A 25,393-nucleotide genomic window follows, 5' to 3' on the forward strand; every position below is an offset into this window, starting at 1 on the left:
TGGTTTCATTCGGGAGATGTGTCATGGCCTATCCATTCGAGCAAATTCGTCGCGATTTATCCAACGCCAAGGCAGCTGATCGCAGCGCGAGTTGGTGGGGACGCATACGCAAGGCCATGTCCCTGCCGGGCGGTGCAAGGCACGACACTGCCAGTTCCGGACGCGTGATGTTCGAAGCGCTGGAGCCGCGCATGCTCTTGTCCGCGGATCTGGCGCCGGACCTCGCCAGTGGAGGCGCGCAGGATGTGACGCTGCGCTTCGATCAACTCGCGAACGTGTACCAGTTGGTCGACGCCCAGAGCCAAGTCCTGTCTTCGGTCGCGGCCACGGCGGCGGACGACGGTCTGACCATAGCCGGCAGCGCCTCTCCCGACACCTTGCGCCTCGATCTGCAAAGCCTGCAATCGCTCAATATCTCCCTGCTCGATGATGGCCCGGGCGCAGACACGCTGATCGCTTCGGCATGGGCCGACGAGAGCTTCAACTTGTCCGGCACCATCCTCGCCGTCGGCGACAAATCCTTCGACCTGTTCGGCTTCGAGAACCTTTCTCTGCTGGGCGGGGCAGGGGACAACGCGTTCGCCGTCGATGGCTGGAATGGTGCGGTGGACGTCGACGGCGGTGCCGGCAACGACACCCTGGAAGGACCGGCGGCCGACTCCACCTGGCAGATTTCGGGCGAAGGCTCGGGAACCGTCGGCAACGTGGCCTTCGCCGGTATCGAAAATCTCGCAGGCGCAGCCGACAATCAGGATACCTTCGTCTTCCAGGCGGCGGGTGAGCTGAGCGGATACGTCGATGGCGGCGAAGGCGGTTACGACCTGATTGAACTGAGCGACGGCATTTTTGCCAACGTGAGCTTCGTCGCGACAGGCGTGGATTCCGGCACCATCGCTCGGGACTCGGACTCGCTGAGCTATACCGGCTTCGAGCCCATCATAGACGCGACTGGCGGCGCCAAGACGCTGTTTCTGCCCGCATTGCCGGCGGGCTCGTCCGACCGCATCACGCTGCTCGATCAGGGCGCGACCGATGACGGCCGCTTCGCGGTCAGTGTCGATACGGCCGAGGACATTATCTTCACCGCCGCGGCGAGCATTACCTCGCTGACGATCCAATCGCTCGACGGCGACGACACGATCGTCGTGCAGGCGCTCGATACCGACTTCACGGCGCCGGTGACGATAGCGGCCGGAGCTGGGGACGACGATATCACGCTCGCCGAACTGAGCCCGGGCGTGGTCTATACGGTGAACGCCGGCGCCGGCGACACCGATTCGTTGCGCTTCGCCGGCTCGGGTTCGCTGGTCCTCACCGACACTGCGCTCGACACGATCGTGCTCGACAGCGTCGAGCGCGCCTACCTCGGCGGCGGTTCGCTCAATGCCGCCGGATTCAGCGGCCAGGTGTTTTTCAGCGCCAATTCGCCGCAATGGGTCGAACAAGGCCCCCGGCCCTATGCCACGGGCCTTGCGACGCCATTGCTGTGGGACCCGGTGGCCGGCGCGATCCAGGCAATCGTGGTCGACCCGGCGGACCGCTTCACGACCTACATCGGCACGACCAACGGCGGGGTTTGGCGCAACAGCGGCGGCACCGAGGTGCTGTTCGATCTGAACAGCGCGACCCTCGACCTCGCCGACAAGAACACGCTGAATGCCTTCGCCAATTTCCTCGAGCAGCACCCGACGCTGACCGTCGAGATCGGCGGCCATACCGATTCCAGCGGCCTGGCGGCCGACAACGAGACCTTGTCGCTGACGCGTGCGACCAACGTGCGCAACTATCTCGTCGACATTCGGCACATCGACCCCAGCCGCCTGAACGTCGTCGCCTACGGCGAGACGCGCCCGATCGCGAAAAACGACGGCAGCGGCCACTCCGCCGAGAATCGCCGAGTCGAGCTGCAGATTCAGAACTGGGAGCCGCTGACCGACGAGATGCAGTCGCTGTCTATCGGGTCGCTGGCGATCAGTCCGCTCGACCACGAGACGCTCTATGCCGGCCTCGCCCGCACGAGCAGCTTCAAAAAACTCGGCGGTCCGCTTGACGGCCTGCTGTTTAGCGCCGACCGGGGCGATCACTGGCAGCCGCTCGCCGCCAACGAACTCCAGGGGCTCGTCGTCACCAAGGTGCTGCCGACGACGATGACCACGGCCAGCGGGGCGCAGGTGGTGTTCGTCTCGACCTTCGACGTCGACCGCGACGGCGACGGCGTGCTCGACGACCGCGGCGGCGTGTTCCGGCTCGAGGTGGCAGCCGACGGCACGCTCGAGGCCTTCCAGAAGATCTCCGGGGCCGGCGGCATGGCGGGGCTTCAGGGCGGCCCCTACACCGACCTCGCGATGGATACGAGCGGCGCGCTGGTGCGCGTCTATGCCGCCAACATCAACCAGGGCTTGTTCCGTTTCACCGAGGGTGACGCGTCCTGGGTAGCGATCAACAACAATTTCCAGATGGGCGATACCGACGCCAACGGGCAGGATGACCTGCTGCAGGGTTCGACGCGCATCAAGTTCGCGATCGATGCGGCGAGCGGCACGCTCTATACCGGCGTGATCGGCCCGGTCAACGCCAACGGCATCTTCGACATCACCGGCAAGCGGCGCGGCCTGGTCAGCCTGTTCAAGACCACCGACCACGGCGACAACTGGTCGGCGATCGCGGTGCCGACGTCGACCGACGGCGCCGCACCGGGGGTCGTGACCGGATTGCACCCGGGACGCCAGGGCGACACGCACTTCTCGATGGTCGTCGATCCGACCAACCCCAACATCCTCTACGTCGCCGGTGACCGCCAGCCGACCACGACCAACAACTCGCTCGGCCTTTCCGACTTCGCCGGCCGCATCTTCCGCTTCGACCCGACGCTGAACGCCGGCGCCGGCGGCTGGGAGCAACTCGTCGGCTCGAACACCAGCGACGCGCTGCACATCACGGCGCCACACGCCGATTCGCGCGGCCTCGTCTTCGTCGGCGACTACCAGCTGATGCAGATCACCGACGGTGGACTGTACCGGTTGCAGAACCCGCGCAATGAACCGGCCGTTGGCGACGATGTGTCGCAGGGCGAGCGCCGCTGGACTTCGCAGAACCGCGACCTGCGCTCGACCGAGGTGCTCGACCTCGATTTCGACACGCTGAACGGGACGATCCTCATCGGCGCGCAGGACGACGGCTCGACCTACCAGACGGGTAACGCCGACGGTCTCGACAACGACAACGACGGCGCCGTCGACGAGGCGGACGAACGCTTCTTCTGGACCGGCGATACCGCCGGCGACGGCAATGCCCAGATTGCGTTGCCCTTCAACAGCGATGGCACGCCGGGCGACGATCGGGTGCTGCGCTATTCGCTGTTCAACAATTTCAAGTTTCTCGACGTCTACGAGTTCGACGCCAACGCGACGCAGTTGGATGCCAACCCGGCCGACGCGACCACGCAGTCGTTCCGTATCGGCCTGCGCTCCGCGGCAGCCGGCGCCGCGCGCCTCAGCGGCATCGACCCGCTGGACCGCAACCTCGGCTTCGACCGCATCCCGATGGCGCTGAATGCGATCGACCGTACGCGTATGGTCATCGGTTACAACGGCATCTACGAGAGCATCAACGTCAATCTCGCACCGGGACCCAACCGTGTGCTGCCGCTCGAGCAGGTGTCGACGATAGACCCGGCGGTCGCCGGCAGGCCGGTGCGCGACCTGATCTACGGCGGCCGCATCGGCAACGCGGCGAACGCTGACCTCGTCATCGCCGCACGCGGCAGCCAGGTGCTGGTGCGCCAGGTGGTCAACACCGCGTTCACGTCGCGCACCGTCACCGGCGCCGGCAACATCCAGGCGATAGCGGTCGATCCGCATAACTGGAAGGTCGTCTATGCGACCGACGGTACGAACGTGTTCCGCATCGACGACGTGACCGACAACGCAAAGGCGTGGGTGCGCATCAGCGGCAACCTCGGCCAGATCGGCCAGAAGGATCAGCTGAGCCTGGAATACGTGGAGAACGCCGGAGGCGACCTGTTGCTGCTCGGCGGCAGCGGCGGCGTCACCCGGCTGTTCAACCCGGATACCGCAAGCGACGCCACGGCACACTGGTCGCGCGTCGGCAGCGGCCTTCCGAGTGCGCTGGTCAGCGATATCGAGTACGTCGACCGCGATGGCAGCGGCACGATCACGCAAAACGACGTGCTCGTCGCCGGAACGATGGGCCGCGGAGCCTGGTCGATCGGCGGTTCCGACATCCTCGCCCTGGCGCAGCCGAGCAAGCTGCAGATCCTCGGCGCGAGCACGGCGGACAGCTTCACGCTGTCGATCAGCGCGAGCAACCCCTTGCGTTTCGAGGTTGTCGACGACAATGCGGGCGGCGCGGTGGTTTACTCCGCGCGCTACGACAGTTTCGACTCGGTCGAGGGGTTGCTGCGCGGCGGCGACGACACGTTCACGATCAACCACGGCCACGGGGCGCTCGCGGTGCCGGGCGGCATACTCGTCAACGGCGGCGAGCCGGGCCAGAACACGCTGGTGCTGACCGGCGGTGATGCGCCCGAGAGCGCCAGCGGCGCCGGTTTCCGCGAGATCGTCGATCTCAGCGGCAAGCGCGAGCATGTCGACTTCGTGCAGGTCGCGGCGATCGACGACAACGGCCTGCCTGATCCCCTCGACAACCCCTTCGACACGGTGCGCGGCGCCTTCGAGTCCCTGTTCGACCTGCTGACCTTCGACGACGGTCTCGGGCAGGACCTGCCGTTCTTCGGTACCTCGTTCGCGCGGGCCTTGAACAACGTCTCGCTGAACAACGACTTGCCGATCTCGACGCCGGGCGAGGCGGTTCCCTCACAGGCCGAACAGGTGGTCGAGGCTTCGACCGACACGCAGGATTTCCTGCGCCGCTTCTTCACGACCGGTCCCGGCGCGATCACGCTCGCCGACCTGTCGTCGTTCACGACCCTGCAGCAACTCGCCGACGCGCTCGACGCGCTCGACCAGTCCGGCACCGGCTCGGTGAGCTTCAGCGGCGACCTGCTTACCGGCTTCGAACTGACGCTCGCGGGTATCAGCAAGACGATGAGCGGCCGCGCCGACGTCGATCTCGATTTGCTCGGCGGCGACATCTCGCTTGCCGGCAAGGTCGACGTGAGCGCCGACGTCACGCTGAACCTGGTCTTCGGCGTCGACAACACGAATGGCTTCTACGTCCGTTCGAACGCGGGCCACGATATCGTCATCGACAACATCCACGTGGGCAACCTCGACAGCGTCGAGGCCTCCGGCCAATTCGGTTTCCTCGGCGTCGACCTGACGAACGCGGCGCTCGCGATGGCGCCCGGCGTGCACTTCGACATCGATATCAACAACGCCGGCGACTCCTTCGTCCAGGTGTCCGACCTGCTCGCCAACCTGGCGAACTACACCGCGGTGAACCTGGTCGGCGACCCGGCGCCGAACATCCGGGACGTGACGCTGACCGGCACTTTCGGCGTGTCGGCCTTCCTGCCGGGAGAGGCGGCGCCGTTCTCGCTGCTCGACGCGCGCGCCACCGTCACCTGGGACGATATCGAGGCGCCGCTGCTCAACGGGCCGGGCAACGTCGACGTCCAGGCGACTGTCGGCTCGGCCGGCGGCGCTGCGCTGATGCGCTTCCTGCAGCTCGACGCGACCCAGTTCGCGACGCAGCTCACGTCCCTGCGTGACCAGCTCGACGATGCGCTCGGCGCGAAGGTGCCGTTCCTCTCCGACGGGCTGACGACCATCGTCGGCTTCGTCAACAAATTCCAGACCGCCGTCATCGATCCGATTACCGGCGGCATCGGAGGCTCGGCGGCGATCCCGTCGGTGCAGGAGCTCGCCAAGCGCATCGCCGCCAACCTCGGTATCGAGCCGCAGGCGCTGGGCTTGGATTACAACTCGTCGTCGACCGAGCTCACCTACCATCTGCAGCTTAGCCAGAGCGTGCTCGACCAGCAGTTGGCGCTCGGCGACGGCATAGACCTCGCCGGCGGCCTCGCCGGCCTGAAATTCAAGACGGACGCCTCCGTCGATGCCAGCCTGGGGCTCGACATCGTCTTCGGCGCCGACATCGCCGAACTGGTTTCCTCCGGTGATCCCGACAAGTGGTTCTTCGTCCGCAATCCGAGCGCTAACGCCAGCGTGGACCTGACGGCCAGCGACATCGAGGCCAGTGCGCGCTTCGGATTCCTGTCGATCGGCGTCGACGAAGGCACGTTGACGACCCCCTCGCCGATCGCCTTGACCGTATCGCTGAAGGATCCGAAGACGCAGGCCGACGACGGCCGTATCGATCTCGGCGAGCTGAAAGAGGGTATCGCCGATCCGGCCACCCTGTTGACGACGCAGTTCAGCGGTTCGGTCGATCTGTTTCTGCCGGTCGAGGCTCCGTTCCTCGGCCTGCCGGCGGTGCCGCCGGTCGATCCGGACTATGCGATCACGGTCCACATCGGCGATCTCGGCGATCTTTCGAGCTCGACGGTGACGCTCGGCGCCAAACTCACCGACCTCGGCAACTTTGGCAACATCGATGCCGCAAGCCTGGTTGGCCTGCTGGGCCAGCTGACGAACTGGCTCGACGACTTCCGCCACGGCGATCAGTTCGCCAACTTCGACATCCCGCTGGTCGGCACGGCGCTGGACTCGGTGCTCGGATTCGCCGACGCCTTCCGCGACAAACTGCTGCTCGACGACGGGGATGACGGCATCGATGCAGCGAACAGCCTGGTATTCGATCTCAACGCCGCGCTCGAAGACGCCCATCTGGCCGACCGCTTGCGCGCCGAGGCGGTGGTAGGCGGACCGGACAACGGCAAGATCCGCCTCGTCGCGAACGACGCGGCGATCGGGAGCTTCAGCGTTACCGCGGCCGCGGGTCTCGGCTTCGGCAACCAAAGCTCGTCCGGCACGCTGTACCAGGCACTGACCGCGAGCGCGACGCCTCCGAATCTCAAACTCGGCGCCGACGCGAGTTTCCAGGTCGTCATAGACGGTGCGCCGGCCGTCGCCGTCACGCTGAAATCCGCCAACACGGCCGACAACACCAAGTTCGGCAACGACCGCTGGAAGCTGGTGAACGCCGACAACGTCGCGACCTTCGCGACGGTCGACGAGATGGCGCTGAAGCTCGCCGAGGTGCTCGGCCTGCAAAACCTCCTCGTTTACAACCCCAGCGAACAGATCTTGAGCTTCACGCTCTCCCTGTCCGACGTTTTCGGGCAGACCGATCTTCCGGTCGACTTCGCCCTCGATAACCTGCCTGAATTCCTGAAACTGCAGACCGGCGGGGTGATCCGGCTGAAGGCCGACGGCAACCTGAACCTGACGATAGGCGTCTACCTGGGCGAGGCCCCGGCGTCGACCAAGCTCGACGGCACCGAGCTGCTGAGCGAGTTGAACGGCGGCATCGACATTTCGACCGACCTGCACATCGACGGAACCGGGGACGTGCGGACGGTGTACGGCGTGCTCTCGGGCGATGCGCATTTCGGCCTTGCCATCGACGGCGCGGCGGCGGTCGCCGTCACGGTCACGAAGCAGGCGAGCGACGACAACGCGACCGCGGCCGATCTCGCGGCCGACATCAACGCCGCGCTGCAGGCGAAGGGCCTAGACACCCAGGTGGTGGCCGTGGCCGACGGGCTGCGCATCGCGTTGGAGAAGGCTCCGGGTGCGAGCTTCACGACACTGAAGCTCACCGCGTCGACCTCCGACGCGGCGGTCAAGGACATCGGCTTCGCCGCCTCGCAGGAGGGCGCGGCGGGCCCGCGCAAGATCGTCGCGAGCGGCAATCTGCAATCCGGCGACGGCAAGCTCGCCGCCGATGCGCATTTCACGCTGACGGTCGACGGCAGCGACAAGACGGTGACGCTGACGAAGTCGGCGACCCAGACCAATACGACGCAGGCCGAGCTGATCACCGACCTGAATGCCGCCCTCGCGGCCGCCGGGCTCGCCGGCAAGGTCGTCGCCACGCTCGACGGCCAACGTATCCGCCTGCAGGAAGTGATCGGCGGATCGCTCGCCTCACTGAGCCTGAGCGCCGCGTCGAACGATCCGGCGGTGACGGTACTCGGCTTCGCCACGTCGCAGACCGGAGCGCCGGGCCCGTTCCGGATCGCCGCGACGAAAGATCTGCAGGCCTTGCGCGGCCGCTTGACCGCGGATGCGAGCTTTACCCTCGCCACGGACACGGTCAACGGCGGCAGCCCGTTCACGCTCACCCTGACGGCGCCCGACACGGCGAGCAACCGCTACGCATTCGACATCGTCAGCGACATCGAGGCGCAGCTCGACAAGGTGGCGGGCATCAAGGCCGATCTCGACCTCGATGGCAACGGCACGACCGAGTCGGTCAATCGCATCCAGGTCAGCTACTCGGCCGGCCGCCTGCGTTTCTGGACGGTCGACGCCGCGACCAGCTTTACCCTGTCGGCCGCGAATGCGGTCGCGCAGTCGCAACTGGGCCTGCCGGCCGGCACGACCCATGGCAACAGCATCGACTTCGTCATCACGACGCGTAACGGCGCGACGCATGCGATCACGCTCGATGGCGCGACGACGCTGAACGACGTGATCTCGCGTATCGCCCAGCAGACCGGCAACGCCGTCACCGCGGCGATAGGCGCGCGCGGCACCGGCCTCGATCTGCACGACACGACCGTGCCGGCGCAGCCGACCCCGGGGCTGTTTACGGTGCGCGCGGCGAACAACGCGATCGTCGCGATCAAGCTCGGCATCGTGCGCGACGACGCGCAGGAGGGCGAGGAGGCCGACGGCATCATCGAAGGCAGCGACATCGCCGGCCTGCGGCCACTCGACCGTTTCTTCCTGCAGAACGTCGGCGCCAACATCGGCCTGCACCTGAGCACGCCGACCCTCGACGCCAATGGCAACGTGTTGAACCCGGACGGCAACGGCATCGAGGACGACGGCTTGTCGGGCACCGCGAGCGTCGGCTTCGTCGGCATCGAGGTCGCGGGCGGCGGCACGCTCAACGCGACGCTGGCGCTCGGTCTGAAGGACCCGGATGGCGACAACAGCGACGCCGACGGCAACCGCATCTCGCTGGCCGAACTGATCGGCGCGCTGGACGATCTCGACACCCTCGTCGATGCGCCGTCGCTGACCGGTGGCGGGCAGATCCTGCTCGACGTCGACGTCAACCCGACGTTGCCGGGGCTGAACCTCGGCCCCAAGCCGCAGATCGGCATCGTGGTCGCCGACCTCGGCGACCCGTTCAGCGGCCAGGCCCCGGACATCAGCTTCGTCTACCCGGATCTCAATCAGTTGCTCGCGTTCCAGACGCCCGAGTTCAACTTCCAGAATATCCTCGCCGGCCTGCAGGCGCTGGCCGATTTCCTCGGTCAATTTGAGTCCTTCGGCTTCCTCAACGAGCCGCTGCCGCTCGTCGACGTGAGCGTCAACGACCTGATCGGCCTCGCCGACCGCTTCGCCGATGCGCTCGACGAGGCGCGCGCCAACCCCGCCGCCACCGTGCAGTTCCTCGAGACCAAGCTCGAAGGCGCTTTCGGTCTGCCGCAGGGCAGCCCGCTGCTCGACCTCGAACTCGTACTCGACGACAACGACACCCTCTCGACCGCGGACGATTTCAGCGTCCTGAAATTCGACATCGACGTCTCCGCCGGCTTCAGCAAGACGCTGGGCATCGACCTCGCCCTCGATCTCGGTCTCGACCTGCCCGTGGACTTCGGCGGCGCCGCCGACCTCACGGCCTCCGGTTCGCTCGACCTGTCGTTCGACTTCGGCATCCGCGTCGACGACCCCACCCAGGTCTTCATCTACGACAGCACCGGCCTCGACGGCATGCTGAACATCGCCGGACAAAATCTCAGCTTCCGCGCCGCGGTCGGTCCGCTCGGCCTGTTCGTCGACGGCGGCAGCGCGCAGATCAACGGCACGCTGGGCGGCGGCAAGCTGTTCGACATCGGGCTGGGCAATGCCGATTGGGTCAACCATCGTTCGCTGCTCGGCGATATCGACCTCGACACGGACTTCAACGCGCAGGTCGGCGGCCAGGTCAGCGTCTCGCTGCCGGTTTATTTCCCGACCGATTCCATCCTCGCCGGTACCGTCCAGTTCCTCGCCAACCTGTCGCTGACCAACGGCGAGTGGAACGCCAGCGCGACGCCGAGCGCCGTCGGCCCCGACGGCGTCACGCCGATCGGGCTCGGCGAGTTGTTCGCATTCGATCCGTCCAAGTTCGGCCTGCTCGATCAGTTGCTGCTCGGCGTCGACGGTGTCGACCTGTTCCTCGAGGGGCTGCAGGACGTGCTCGACGGCGAGGTCGGCGGCGTCTCGCTGCCGCTGATCGGCGACAAGCTCGCCGGCGCGGTGGACGACATAGGAAAGTTCCGCGACGGTTTCATCGTCGATTTCCGTAAGGCGGTCGAGGACCTAGCGAATCCGGCCGCGGCCTTCCAGGCTGCCGCCGGAGGCGCCGGCCTCGCCGCGGCTTCCGCCGAACCCGACCCGATCTCGAAGATACTCGGCAAGCTACTCGGCGATGCCGGGCTCGGCCTGCTGGTCGATCAGAACGCGGACGGCCACAAGGATGCCGGAGACATCCGTTACCTCAGCAACCTGTCGACCGAAATCGACCCGAAAAAGGTCTTCTTCGACTGGGACTTCGAACTCGGCGACAGCTACGACGCCGGTGCCGGCATAGGTTTCGACATCGGCATCCCCGGCCTGGGCCTGGAGACCGAGGGCGCGGTCAACCTGACGGTAGGCTGGACGCTGGCCTTCGGTTTCGGCCTCAACACCACCGACGGTTTCTATCTCGATGTCGGCGACGACCTGGACGAGGACTTCGACGGCCCGAACGAATTGACGCTCGACGTCGACCTGACCGTGCCGGGCGGCGGCATCACCGGCAAGCTCGGCTTCCTGCAGTTGAGCGCGAAGGACGATGTCACCGACGGCGACGATCTGTATACGCACCTCGGTGCCAGCTTTGCGGTCGATCTCTTCAACAGCAGCAACCACGCCGACACCAAGCTCGGATTCAACGAACTCGGCAAACTCGGCCTGGATGTCGGCATCGCCGCCGAAGCCGTCGTCGATCTCGACATGCGGCTCGCGCTGAGCAGCGACCTCGTGCCAAGCGCGCCGACCAATTTCCCCAGCGTCGTCGCCGACTTCACGCTCCAATGGGGCGTCGGCGACCGCGCCGCCGGCCAGACCATCTCGCTGGCCGACCTCGACGGCAGCTTCCTGAAGAACGGCCTGCAGTCGGTGCTCTTCGAGCACGTGGGGCTAGATCTCGGCAGCTACTTCACCGACCTGATCGGGCCTATCGCTTCGAAGGTCCAGGAGATCACCGAGCCGGTCAAGCCCTTCCTCGACTTCCTGACCGCCCCGATCCCGGTCATCTCGCAGCTCGCTGGCCCGACCTCGCTGCTCGACATCGCCGCGATGTCCGGCTTCGTCAATCCGGGCATCGTCAAGGCGATACAGGTGATCGACCAGGTCGTCGACATCGCCAACTCGCTGTCGGTGCCGGCCGGCGAGAACGCCGTGATGTACTTCGACCAGTACCTGCCCAGCCTGGTGATCTACCAGGCGCCGGCCCAGGGCTTCGCCGCGGCGGCGGGCGGCATAGACCTGTCCGACCCGAACCTCGACCTCGGCGCGCTGAAGACACAACTGCTGGCCGGCCTAGACTTTTTACCCGAGGAACTACAGGAGGCCCTCGGCACCGTCGCGAGCTCGCTGCAGCAGTCGGTCGGCAAGATGCTGCCCGGCGGCGGCGCCAGCTTCGGCTTCAAGCTGCCGGTCATCGACGATCCCTCGCAGATCTTCGGCATGCTGCTCGGCCAGCCGGCCGATCTCGTTTCCTTCAGCATGGATGCGCTCGAACTGGATGCCTCGTTCAGCGCGTTCTTTTCGCTGCTGGGCCCGCTCGGCGTTTCCATCAACGCCGACTTCGCCGCGCAGTTCGGTCCCTTCCGCTTCGCCTACGATACGCTCGGCGTCACCGAGTTCGCCTCCACGGGCTTCAAGAGTCCGCTGCTGCTGTTCGACGGCTTTTATGTCGACGATCTCGACTTCGCGAAGCTCGCCGATCCGAGCGGCAAGCTGGACGTGCCCGAGCTGCAGTTCGACATCGGCCTGTGGGCGGCGGCGGAGCTTAACCTCGCGGTCGCGCGCGGGGGCGTCGGCGGCGGGCTGTTCGCGGATATCGACTTCGATCTGCACGATCCTGATCGCGACGGCCGCGTGCGCATCAAGGAACTGGTGGCCAACGTCGTCAACCAGGCGCGCTACTTCGACCCGGTGACCGCGCCGCTCGCGGTGTTCGACATCACCGGCAAGCTGACGGCCGAGCTGTTCGCATTCGTCAAGGTCGACCTGCTGCTGTTGCAGATCGACGAACGCTGGCACATCACCGACCCGATCACCTTGCTGGACTTCGAGAGCAACTTCACCCGCGTGCCCACGCTCGCCACCGAACTCGGCGACGGCGTGCTGCAGCTCAATCTGGGCAAGTTCGCCGAACAGCGCGTCGAGGGTGACCTCAGCGACGGTGACGAGACCTTCATCGTCAAGCAGGGCAACGACGCCAGCCACGTGAAGGTCTGGTCCACACTCGTCGACTTCGACGGCGACGGTTATGAGGACTCGGAGGCGCAGACCTACGAAGCGACGAAGCTGATACTCGCGCTCGCCGGCGACGGCAAGGACAAGGTCGATCTGTCGGGCGTCACGGCCGACATCGATTTCGATCTCGAGGGCGGCTCGGGCGACGACGAGCTCAGCGCCGGCAGCGGCAAGGGCAAGGCCTACATCCTCGGCGGCGCCGGTAAGGACGTCCTGACCGGCGGCGGCGGCGCGGACACGATCTTCGGCGAGGCCGGTGACGACGTTCTCGACGGCAAGGGAGGGCGCGACTGGCTGTTCGGCGATGGCAAGGTCAAGGATGCGATCCTCGGCGATGTCATCACCATTGCCGCCAAGGCCAGCGACGGCGTGGACCATGTGCTGGGCGGCGCCGACGAAGACCTGCTGTTCGGTGCCGGCGGCGGCGACACGCTGGAGGGCGGCGGCGGCGACGACGTGCTGATCGGCGAGGGCGGCCAGGTCACGGTCGACGCCGGCCGGCTGGTACTCACCGTGGCCGACACGAGCAAGGGCAGCAAGGGGTACGCCGACACGCTGAACGGCGATGCAGGCAAGGACCGCGTCTGGGGTGGCCTGGGCGACGATACGATCAACGGCGGCCTCGACGCCGACACGCTCTACGGCGAGGGGGGTGTCGATACGATCAACGGCGGCGACGAAAACCCGCTCGAGGCGCTGCCGCCCGGCATGGACCCGAACAGCGCCGACGCGAAGGATCCGATCAAGACGAACCGCGGCGACCGCATTTTCGGTGGCACCGAGGGCGATACGATCCACGGCAATGCGGGTAACGACGAGGTCCACGGCGATTCCGGCAACGACACGATCTTCGGCGACGCCGACGACGACCGCCTGTTCGGCGGCACCGGGGCCGACACGATGGAGGGCAACGCCGGCAACGACGAGCTGCTGGGCAACTCCGATCCCGACAAGCTCTACGGCGGCATCGGCAACGACATCCTCGAAGGCGGCCAGGGCAACGATCGCGAGTACGGTGGCGACGGCCTCGATCTGCTGATCGGCGGCTACGGCTCCGACATACTCGATGGCCAGGCGGGCAGCGACAGCTACCGCATCACCGCCCGCGGCGGCTCCATCACCGAGCTGACGACCGCGTACGACACCGGCACGAGCGTCAACGACACCGATATCCTGACGCTGGTCGGGACGCCGCAGGCCGACACGGTGCTACTGCGCGCGATGGCCGATTTTTACTTCCCGACGCTGGAGAAGCTGATCGGCAACGACGCCGACCCGACCAGCCAGGGCATCGTCGATCGCATCTTCCATTCCGGCGAGCCGGACAAACTCGGTGCGGTTCTGCAGGCGCTGGAAGACGCCTACGGTCCGCACGACATCCCGGCCGGGCTCGTCGAGCAACTGATCGACAAGTTCCAGGCTGCGGTGCAACAGCCGGTCTTGAATGCGATCGATACCGCCAACGCGGCGGCACAGCAGAAGCTGGACGCCACCCAGCTCGCGGCGCTGCACCTGCGGGTCACCGAGATCTTCGACTCGAAGACCTACCGCAAGCTCGACGAGATCCGCACCGCGATCACCAAGGCCTACGAAGCAGCCCAGATCCAGGTGCCGCCGACCTTGCGCGATGCCGTCACCAACGCTTACCAGCCCGACATCGAGGAACTGAAGGAGCCGCCGCTGCCGCCCTCGACCTTCCACAAAGAATTCGAAAAGCTGATTAAGGATGCCTACCAGACGGAAGGGCTGGTCGGGCTGCTGGCGATCGTCGACAAGTACTTCGATGCCAATCACGCCGCCGACAGCAAGCAGACCGTCATCGACCGCATCGGTGCGGCTTACGAAAACGCGACCCCGGCGGCGCTGCAGACGGCGCTGACGTCTGCCCAGGCCACCTCCGGCGCGCTGAAGTCGGCGATCCTGGGCGCTTATGATCCGTTGATCGAGATCCCCGGCATCGACACCGATACCGGTTTCGTCGCGCTGATCAACAATGGCGGACAGAACGTCGAGCGCTTCAACTACCGCAAGATGGAAGGGCTGGTCGTCAACACGCTGGACGGCAACGACTATGTCGTTTCCGACGACGTGATCGCCGCGACCACGGTCAATCTCGGACTCGGCGAGGACCGGATGCAGGTCGGTCAGGTGTTCCGCTCCGAGCGGGTCAAGAACCCGTTCGAGAACGGACAGGAGGTGTTCATCACCAACATCACCGCCGAGGATGTATACACGACGCTGGAGATCACGCGCGGCTGGCTGTCGAACGGCATCAGCCGGCCGATGACGGTCAACGGCGGCGACGACAACGACCAGTTCACCGTGTTCCACAACGTCGCGGTGTTGAATCTGAACGGCGGTGACGGCGACGACGTGTTCACCGTGCGTGCCTTCGCACTGAAGGGCTCGACCGACAGCGAGCGCGCGCGCACCGACATGAAGGGCGACGGCGGCGCCGACACCATCCTCTATGTCGTCAACGCGCCGGTCGGCATCGACGGCGGCGACGGCTTCGACACCGTGCGCATCGTGGGCACCGAGTTCGCCGACGACTTCGTCGTCACCGACGCCGGCATCTTCGGCGCCGGCTTGAACGTCAGCTATGTCAACATCGAGAAGGTGGTAGCCGACGGCGCGGAGGGCGACGACCGCTTCTTCGTGCTGTCCACCGGACTGGAGGTCGTCACCGAGATCGACGGCGGCCTCGGCAGCGATTCCTTCTTCGTCGGCGGCAACCCGTCGCGCGCGCCGGTGCCGGTCATCAGCAACGATTTCCGGGGCCACAGCGGCATCATCCTGCACAACGTCGAGAGCGGCGATGCGGACTGGAACAAGCTGCCGGTCGACGGTCTTTCGGCCAACGTGGGCGATAACGAGGAGGACTTCGTCATCGTCAGCGAGCACGGCGGCAGCACGCGCGTCGTCGAGGACGCGAGTGTCGGCGGCGAAGGCTGGGCCTACGACGGTTATGGTATTCGCCTGACGCGCAGACCCGGCCTCGGTCAGGTGGTGACGATCAATGTGGTGCTTGCCGGCCCGGCGCCGGAAGACGAGGCGAAGGCTTACAAGGACCTCGAGTTCTATGCGCCCGCGACCTCGTTCGGCGCGGCGTTCAGTGCGCCGCTCGGCTTCGATCCGAACACCGGCGCGGCGATCGGGCCGACGCTGAGCTTCGACGAGAACAACTGGGACCAGGTGCAGTACGTCCGCTTCCGCGCGGCGCACGACGACGCGAGCGAGGGGCGCCGCTTCGTCTTCGTCAACCATACGCTGCAGAACAGCAGCGATCCGGACTACCAGAGTGCCCAGATGCGCAGCGTCAAGGTACTGATGGAGGACGACGATAGGGCCGGTCTGATCGTCACGCCGAGCGGCCGCGACAACACCGTGCTCGAGGACGGCTTCACCGACAATTTCACGGTGCGGCTGGCGCGCAAGCCGACCGATGCCGTCACCCTGAAGATGGCCACGGCCAACGACCAGATCACGCTGTCCGGCGCGGGCCTCGCGTTCGACGCGGCGACGAAGACCTGGAGCTTCACCTTCAGCCCGAACGACGCCGATCCGAACGCCTGGAACCAGGAGCGCACGATCACGATCACCGGCAAGAGCGACACGGTGGTCGAAGGATTCCACACCGACTACATTCGCTTCACGCTGGAGAGCGTCAACGACGACGGTGAGCCGCCGCTCGCGAATCCCGATCCGGAGCCGCTGAACGGCGACCCGCTGGTCTGGGGCATCGGCGGCCATGCCGACGGTTTCATCAACGTCGATGGCGACTTCGACCGCCTTGGCATTCAGGCGATCCCCGAGGCGAAGCCGACCTCCTACGTGCTGCTGCAGCACCGCCCGCTCACCGACCTGCCGATCACGATCAAGGTCGGCAGCGAGACGCTCGCGGCTAACCGCTTCAAGGTGAGCGGCAACACGCTGACCTTCCTCGGTGAAGACGGCGTGACGCCGGAGTTCCGCACCGGTCAGGTCTACGCCAAGTACAGCTACCGCGAACCCGGCTACGACCACGCCTTCGTTAAGGACAGCGTCGTCGCTCTCTACGACGAGGACACGCCCATGGTCATCGTCCGCCCGCCGGAAGACGGCGCGGTCGACGTCATCGAGCGTGGCGACTCCGATCCGCTGCGCCCGGACAATACCGATACCTACACGGTGCAACTGTCACGTGCGCCGCAGGTCAATCAGCCGGTCGAGATTCATCTCGACGCGATCGAGACGCGCGTGACCTACGGCCGTACCGTGAATTTCAAGGTGCAGGTCGCGCCGACGAGTGATAACAGCGACGGCGACAACGATCCGCTGACCCTGACCTTCACGTCGGCCAACTGGAATGTCGCGCGCACGGTGACGGTTGCGGCGGTCGAAGACACTTACCGGGACGGCAACGACACGCAGGTGTTCGCCCCCGAGTTGCAAACCGTCAACAAGATCCGCGGCCCGCTGATCATCGAGGGTGCGGCCGGCGCCGGCTCGCTGAGCCTGCCCAAGCCGCTGATGTTGCCGCACGAGCTGAACTTCCTGAAGCCCGACGGCGACACTGTCCTCGGCTTCACGCCGGGTACCGGCGGCGGCGCCATCGAGACGATGACGGTCTCGCTCGGCGACCTGAAGAAAGCGTTGGCGCGGCTCGAACTCGAGGACTCCAACATCGGCGAGTTGCAGGACCTGGTAGGCAAGACGCTCGAGCTGAGCCGGGGGCCAGGCACCGACGTGATGCTCGACCCGTCGCGGCCAGAGGACTTGTTCAACCGCTTCTGGCTGATCGACAAGATCGTCGTGAAGGTGGTCGGCAACCCCGACGACGCCATCAACAACGAGACCGACGACCGGGTCGAGCTGACGCTGCGCAACCCGACGATGGTCGACCCGGCCGCGCTGGGCGAAGGCGCGGTGCCGACCGCCGACACCTCGTGGGCCGTGACCTCGCTGAGCGAGAACTTCTTCGCCGACGAGCGCGAGCAGGTCGACTACCTGTTCGTCTACGACGACGACAGCGTCGCCGACGACAAGGGGGCGCTGACCTCGTCCGACGGCGCGGTGCAGTCCTTCACCGAGAACGCCGGCGCGACGCCGGACGCGATGGTCGTCGAGACCGCGGCGCTGCTCGCGGTGGCCAAGGTGCTGCCGAGGCTCGACCCGAACGCCCCGCCGGACCTCGCCGATCTCGTCGGCAGCCGGCTCGAGATCACCGTCGGGCCGGGGCTCGGGCGCGCGTGGACGATCCAGGCGATCGGCAACGGCCCCGGCAACAGCGCGACCTTCAAGACGCTGACGCTGGTCGAGGCGGGCGGCAGCGGCGTGCCCACCGACCGCAGTGAGTTCCGCATCGCCGGCGGCGACACGCACGGCCGCATCACCGGCTTCGGCATGGGGCCGAACGTGCTGTTCGCCGGCCGGCCGCAGGGCGGCGGCATCACCTACGGCGACCTCGAGGTCGTGCAGGTGAGCCTCGGCCGCGGCGACGACGAGGTCCGGGTCGACTACGCAACCAACGCCGAAGACCACACGACCAAGCGCAACGGCGACTTCCATATGCTGACCATGCTCGACACCGGCCTCGGCAACGACCGGGTCACGGTGAATCTGCAGGACGGCGACGACGGTGCTTTCTCGCTGAACTTGAACGCCGGCGATGATAGCCTCGACGGCAGCGCGTCCAGCCTGCCGATCGTCGCCTTCGGCTGGGACGGCGCGGACGACATCACCGGCGGTTCGGGCGACGACATCCTTTTCGGCGACCGCGGCCGTGTCGACTACGTGAAGACGGTCTACACCGATACGAACAACGACGGCACGCCCGACAGGCTGATCGACCAGATCGTCACGCGACTCGGCCACACGGTGGAGCAGAACCCGGTCAACCCGCCGGTCACCGGCGCGACGGCGACTACGCTCACCGACCTGAACGCGACTTTCTCGACCGACTTCGGCGGTCTCGTCGGGTTGTCGGTGCAGGCGATCTCGCCTGAAGGCCATGTGCAGTTCCGCACCATCGTGGCGAACGACGCGCATACGATCACCGTCGACCGGCCGTGGGATCAGATTCCGGTATTCAACGACCCGCTGCCCGACCCCGTGCCGGACAACAATTACTACTACCGCGTTTCGGCCTACCCCGAAGACCAGACCGACGGACAGTTCCGGGGCCCGCGCGTTGTCTGGACCGTCGACGACGAGATCGGCGACGACGACACGATACACGGGGGCGGCGGCGCCGACCTCGCGTTCGGTGGCAAGGGTGACGACACGATGGACGGCGGCGCCGGCGCCGACCGGCTGATCGGCGACAGCGCAAGGGTAGACTACGAGACGCTCGACGTCGACGCCTCCGACGGCCTCGACGGTCCGACGCGTGCGAAGACGCTGGCGACGACGGTGCGCGACACCGGCGGCGCCGACGTGATCGGCGGCGCCGCCGACGACGACATCGTGATCGGCGGCACCGGCAGCGACTCGCTCGACGGCGGCAGTCAGGACGACCTGATCTTCGGCGACAACGTCACCCTCGATCTGCATCCAGGGTCTGGCGACGCAATCACGCCGCGCTTCCGCACACCGGGTGGGGCGACGCTCTATGACGCCAACGGCGCTCCGTTGATCGGTGCGCGTGCGGCGACGCCGTATGCGGCGCCGGCATGGGCCGACTGGACGATCACCCTGGACCAGAGCCTGTCGGCTGCCCAATTCGGCAACGATTTCATCGCCGGTGGCGCGCAGCGCGACACGATCTTCGGTCAGCGCGGCAACGATACGATCCAGGGCGACGGCTCGATCGATGAAACGGTGAGCGCCGGCCGCAATGGCGCCGGTCTGCTCGTCATCGATGCTTCTTCGGAGGCGGCGACCGACGGCGACGACTACATCGAGGGCAATGCCGGAGCCGATCTCATCTTCGGCAATCTGGGCCAGGACGACCTCGTCGGCGGCAGTTCCACGCTCTTCAGCCTGAATCAGCGGAGTCTGCGCGACGACGAGGCCGACCTGATCTTCGGCGGCGCGGGCACGGATGTCGCGCGCAACAACCCGGGCGATGGCCTGCACGGCCGTGATTCGGACCTGATTCTGGGCGACAACGGCAACGTCTATCGCCTGGTTTCGGGTAGCGCCTATCTGGGTTACACCTACGATGACGCTTATTCCGCGATCCCGGGAGAAGCCGCCATCGTCGTGCGCAGCGCCGAACTGCTGGACTACTCGCCCGGCAACCAGAACCCCGCGGCGGTCATCGACCTCGGCGCGGGCGACGAGTTGCACGGCGAGTCCGGCGACGACTTCGTCTACGGCATGACCGGCAACGACGTGCTGTTCGGCGAGGGCCAGGACGACGATCTGATCGGCGGCTGGGGCCACGACTGGATATCAGGGGGCACCGGCAGCGACGGCGTGCTCGGCGACGACGGGCGCATCCTGACCAGCCGCAACGGCTCGACCGAGCCGCTCAGCGGCGTGACGCTCGCGGTCACGCCGCAGACGGTATCGACGCCGGGCAGTGTGCAGATTGCCAACATCAACGTGGCCGGCGAGTTGAAGAAAGCGGTCGATCTGGAACCCTTCGGCGCGGCCTTGGATCCGCTCTACGAAGCGCACTATGCCAACGATATCCTCTACGGCGGCTGGGGCGACGATTTCATGCACGGCGGCTGGGGCGATGACGCGATCTCCGGTGCCGAGGCGCTCGACCGCAGTGGCTACGACTATTACGCGCGGCCCGTGATCCAGCGCGCCGCCTTCGACGGCAATGTGCTCGACTACAACTCCGCCACCGGAGAGTTCGCGGCGTACAACGAGTACACGCCGATGACCCGCCTGCCGGGATTCGTGCTGGACTTCGATGCGTCGGAGACCTTCGGGGCGACGACCTCGACCAACGACGGGGCCGATCGCATCTTCGGCGACCACGGCAACGACTGGATCGTCGGCGGCACCGGGCGAGACAACCTGTACGGCGGCTGGGGCGACGACCTCCTCAACGCGGACGACGATCTCAGCACCGGCAGCACGCCGAACACCGGAACCGGGCTGAACACAGCGCCGGATACCAACAGCAGCTACGAGGACCGCGCCTATGGCGGTGCCGGACGCGACGTGCTGATCGGCAACACCGGTGGCGACCGGCTGATCGACTGGGTCGGCGAGTTCAACAGCTACATCGTGCCGTTTGCACCCTTCGGCCAGGCCACGGTGAGCCGCACCCTGCAGCCGCAGTTGGCCGAGTTCCTCTACGCCCTGAGCAAGAACGACGGTGCCGACCAGACCCTGGGCAGCGTCGGCGATCCGCGCAACGGCGAGCCCTATGCCGAACTGGGGGTCGTGCGCCAGCAAGACTTCGCGTGGCAGGATCAGACCGGCGCGCCGGCCGATCCGCAAGCCGGCAACGTGCCCGGCGGCAAGCGCGACGTGCTGCGCTCTGCCGATATGAACAACGGACAGATGCAAGGGCTGGCCCCTGACAGCGGCGTCTGGCAGGTCTCCGGCGGTGCGCTGCAGGTGGCCTCGACGTCGCCGCTTTCGGACGCCGTGGCCGTTTATCAGGTCGGCGATGCCTTGCCTTCGTATTACGAAGTGCTGGCCACGGTGAAGGTGATCAAGCCGACCGGGGGCTGGGGGGCCAACAGCTATGTCGTCTTCGATTACCAAAGCAAGACGAACTTCAAGTTCGCCGGGATCGACGCGTTTACCAACAAGCTGGTGATGGGACAGCGCACCGCAGCCGGCTGGGAGGTGCTCAAACAAGCATCCTTCTCGGGCAGCATCAAGTCCGACACCTGGTACTCCATGATGCTGTCGGTCAATGGCTTGACGGCTACGCTGGCGGTCAACAACACCACTTATCTGAGCTATGCGTTCCAGCCGACCGTGGTCGATGGCTACAGCTATGGCCTGAACTGGGGTATGGTGGGTTTCGGTTCCAACAAAGCGCGCGGCGCGCTCGACAACATCGCGGTCCAGGTCGTTCCACCGATCGCGACCGTGGTGTACGGCAACGATTTCTCCGCGGGCGCGGGGGCGATGTTCGATACCTTGAGCACCGGCAGCTGGACCGTCGCGGGTGGACGGATGTCGGCGGTTCCGCCGAGTAGCGGCGACATTGCGGTCAATCTGATCGACCTGTCCGGCGTGACCAACCTGAAGACCGCTTCGCTGCTGGAACTCGGCTCCACCTTCCGCACGGCGGGTAGGGCCGGCTTCGTCTTCGACTGGTACGGCAGTACCGACTTCAAGTTTGCCGCGATCGATGTGGCCAGCAAGCAGGTGCTGATCGGACATAGGACCGCCGCCGGGTGGTTCGTCGACCGAGCGGCCAGCAACGCGACGCTAAATGCCACCTCCGACTATACCCTGGGTGTCTCGGTACGCGGCTCGACGGTCAGCCTTACGCTCAATGGCCAGACAGTAGCGGGTTTTGCTTACAATGCGGTGGGCGTCGACGGTCGCTTCGGTCTTTTCGCCAGGACGGCGAGCGCCTCGTTCGACACGGTCACGGTGAAGACCAACGACCCGGCGGTTCCGGCCGCCGCGATCAGCGGCTCCGCCTTGCTGGCGGCGGCCACTCCCGAGGCCGCCGCGGCGCCTACGCTATTCGATCCGGCCCAGTTGGGCGGTCTAGTGACCGTGGCCAGGGAACAATGGCTGGCGAGCGGATTGGTGGGCGAGGATCAGCTCGATCTGGCCCTGCGGAGCGTCGACTTCCAGATCGGCGATCTGGGTGGCCCGACGCTGGCTCGTACCGACGGCAATATCATTTGGGTCGATGACAACGCGGCGGGTTGGGGATGGTTCATCGATTCATCTCCGCGGCTGAACGAGGAGTTCCTCCGCCCCGTCGGGCGTAACGCCCTGGCGGCTACTCCGGGCAGTCAGGCCTACGGGGGCATGGACCTGCTCACCGTGCTCGGCCATGAGATCGGCCACGTACTCGGATTTGCCCACACGCCGACGGACCGGACCGCCGAATTGATGGACGAAACTCTGGCTGCGGGTGAACGCGAGTTCCTCGGTTCCGCCGACATCCGTTACTTCGATCCGAACGACGGGCGATTCAGCGGGCGCGGGGAGCACCGCGGTGAGGAAGTCGGGGCGGCCGACGAGGACGAGTTCCTGTTTGTCCCGAATCTGGTGGCGCAAGCTTCTTCACGAGCGGATTGGTACGATATGAAGGGCTTTGAGCCGGAGGACGTTACCGAGCATGGGAGGCAGCCCGTCAAGGCCAGTCTCCTGAATAAAGTCAGGAAGGCGCCGGCCCGTATTCATTGGGGTTCCGGCCATCGTTAATATGTATACTGCTTACCCGGCCGGCCGCGGCCGGGTAAGCGGCGATTCCCAAGCGTTCCATTTTTCGGTAGTGACCAGGAGAATTAGAAAATGAGCGAAGATGCAGCTACACAAGAAACCAGAGAAGATGCCGTCCGTCCGAATCTGCATTTGAAATGGGACGATTCCAAGATGCAGACCACCTACGCCAATGCGGTGAACGCCGCCAGCACGCGAGAGGAAGTTTCCCTTTTCTTCGGCACGAATCAGACGTGGAATTTGAAGGAAGATCAGGAAGTGGTGGTTCAACTGAGCGATCGCATCGTGCTCAATCCCTATGCGGCCAAGCGTCTGTCCATCCTGCTGTCCGGCATCGTCCAGGAGTACGAGAAGCGCTTCGGCCAACTGCCTGTCGGACGTTGAAATATTTCCTGGCCCGGCCTTTACTCTGAACCCGTGGAAGGACTTTTTTCGGCGGATGCGTCTCGACCCGACCCGTAAGCTGACCTCCCGGATAAAGAAATCCTCGGATGCCCTGCGCCTGCGGGGCTAACCCTCAAGAATAATCGGGTGTCATAGTGGAACAAGGGTCGGCCGGCGTTGCGCCAGTCAGGTCGGTAGGGGCGGCCGGGTCTGCTGACGACGCGCCCACTTACCTCGATCAGGCCGTTTGGCGGCAGATGCAGGATGCCAGTTCGCGCGAAGTGTTCGCCAAATGCTGGCTGATATTGCAATGCACGCAGATTCCCGGCGCCTCGAGAGGCGTCATCGTGCTGGGTGAGGCTGACCAGGGGCCCTACGCGCCGGTGTCGTTCTGGCCGGAAGGGAAGGGCGGCAACCTCGGCCTGACCACGGCGGCCGAACTGGCGATCCAGGAACGCCGGGGGATATTGCGGGATACCCGCCAGGGCGCCACGGATGCGCGCGGCGATTTCTGCCATATCGCGTTTCCCTTCCTCATCGACGGCCGGTTGTACGGCGTGGTCGCCGTGGAGTTGACGGCGCGACCCGAAACCGCGCTGCGCGCGGCGATGCGCCAACTGCAATGGGGCGCGGCCTGGCTGGAAACGCGGCTGCGCCGCGAACAGACGCGGCAAATATCCCCGCAGAACCGGCGTCTGGCGACCGTGCTGGACTGGCTGGCCACCTGTGTCGAGGGCGAACATTTCCAGGATGCGGCCACCGCCCTGGTCACCGAAATGGCCACCGCCCTGGGCTGCGAGCGGGTCAGCATCGGATTTCTCTCCGGCCGCAACATCCGGGTGCGCGCCTTGTCGCACAGCGCCAGTTTTTCCAGCAAATCCAGCCTGATCGAACGCATCGGTTCCGCCATGGACGAGGCCATGGATCAGCGCACGACGCTGGTTTATCCCGCGCTGAAAGACGACGCGCTGCGCCTGACCCAATGCCAGGTCCTCTTGTCCGAGGAGTCCGGGCACTGCGCCATCTGCACGGTGCCGATCAGCCGCAATGGCAAGGTGATCGGTGGCCTCACCCTGGAGCGTCCGGCCGACCGGCCCTTCGACGCGGATACCGTGGAGCTGTGCGAGGCCGTGGCGTCCATGGCCGGGCCGATCCTGGAGGACAGGCTGCGCGACGACCGCTGGCTCGCGGTCAAGATCGGGTATTCCGCCAAGACCCAACTGGAACACCTGATCGGCCCCGGCCATGTGGGCCTGAAGCTGGGCGCGGGACTGAGCCTGTTGGCCGTCCTGTTTTTCAGCGTCGCCACCGGCGATTACCGGGTGGCGGCGGATACCAAGATCGAGGGGGCGATCCAGCGCGTGGTGGCCGCTCCGCTGGACGGTTATGTGGTGGAGGCCCCGGTCCGCGCCGGCGACGTGGTGAAGCAGGGCGATCTGATGGCGCGCATGGACGACCGCGACTTGCAGCTCGAGCGCATGAAGTGGTCCAGTCAGCGCGAACAATACCTGCGCCAATACCGCGACGCGCTGGCCAAGTCCGGCTGGGCCGATGTGAGCGTGCTCAAGGCGCAGGTCGGCCAGGCCGAGGCCGAACTGGCGCTGGTCGATGAACAACTCACGCGCAGCCGGGTCACGGCGCCGCTGGACGGCCTGGTGGTCAGCGGCGACCTGAGCCAGGCGCTGGGTTCGCCGGTCGCGCGCGGCGACGTGCTGTTCGAGGTGGCGCCGCTGGACGCCTACCGGGTCATCCTGGAGGTGGACGAGGCGGACATGAAAGACGTCCGCGCCGGGCAGCGCGGCGAACTGGTGCTGACCGGAGAGTCGTCGGCGCTGTTGCCTTTCGCGGTGCAAAAAATCACCCCGGTTTCCGAGTCGCGCGAAGGGCGAAATTTCTTCCGCGTGGAGGCCCGGCTGGACCGTACCCCGTCCTTTCTGACGCCCGGCATGAAGGGCGTCGGCAAGATCGGGATCGGCGAACGCAAGCTGATCTGGATCTGGACCCACACCCTGACCGACTGGCTGCGGCTGTGGTTCTGGAGCTTCTGGCCTTGATGCGTCGGCGGGTGTCGT

At 66.0% G+C, this 25,393-nt stretch carries 3 protein-coding genes; all 3 read left to right on the forward strand.

What is annotated here, in order from left to right; all coding sequences use genetic code 11:
• Window positions 1-23: 23 nt before the first annotated feature.
• The 3 genes from JWZ97_RS03255 to JWZ97_RS03265 all read left to right on the forward strand — a co-directional run bounded on the left by JWZ97_RS03255 (window position 24) and on the right by JWZ97_RS03265 (window position 25,375).
• Entirely contained in the window at window positions 24-22,919 is a 22,896-nt protein-coding gene (locus tag JWZ97_RS03255; protein WP_205433354.1) for an OmpA family protein, read from the forward strand.
• A gap of 90 nt (window positions 22,920-23,009) precedes the next feature.
• Window positions 23,010-23,321 carry a DUF3467 domain-containing protein gene (locus tag JWZ97_RS03260; protein WP_205433355.1) on the forward strand — a complete coding sequence of 104 codons (312 nt, stop codon included), beginning with the start codon at window positions 23,010-23,012 and terminating at the stop codon, window positions 23,319-23,321.
• A 155-nt stretch (window positions 23,322-23,476) separates the two neighbouring features.
• Window positions 23,477-25,375, forward strand: coding sequence for an HlyD family efflux transporter periplasmic adaptor subunit (locus JWZ97_RS03265; protein ID WP_205433356.1), 1,899 nt, complete (start codon window positions 23,477-23,479; stop codon window positions 25,373-25,375).
• Window positions 25,376-25,393 lie beyond the last annotated feature (18 nt).

It is taken from the genome of Methylococcus sp. EFPC2 (genome assembly GCF_016925495.1).
In the GTDB taxonomy this organism is placed as follows: domain Bacteria; phylum Pseudomonadota; class Gammaproteobacteria; order Methylococcales; family Methylococcaceae; genus EFPC2.

Excerpts from the sequence above, each read along its gene's own strand:
- JWZ97_RS03260 (WP_205433355.1), top strand. The coding sequence starts at position 23,010 with ATGAGCGAAGATGCAGCTACACAAGAAACCAGAGAAGATGCCGTCCGT.
- JWZ97_RS03255 (WP_205433354.1), top strand. The coding sequence starts at position 24 with ATGGCCTATCCATTCGAGCAAATTCGTCGCGATTTATCCAACGCCAAG.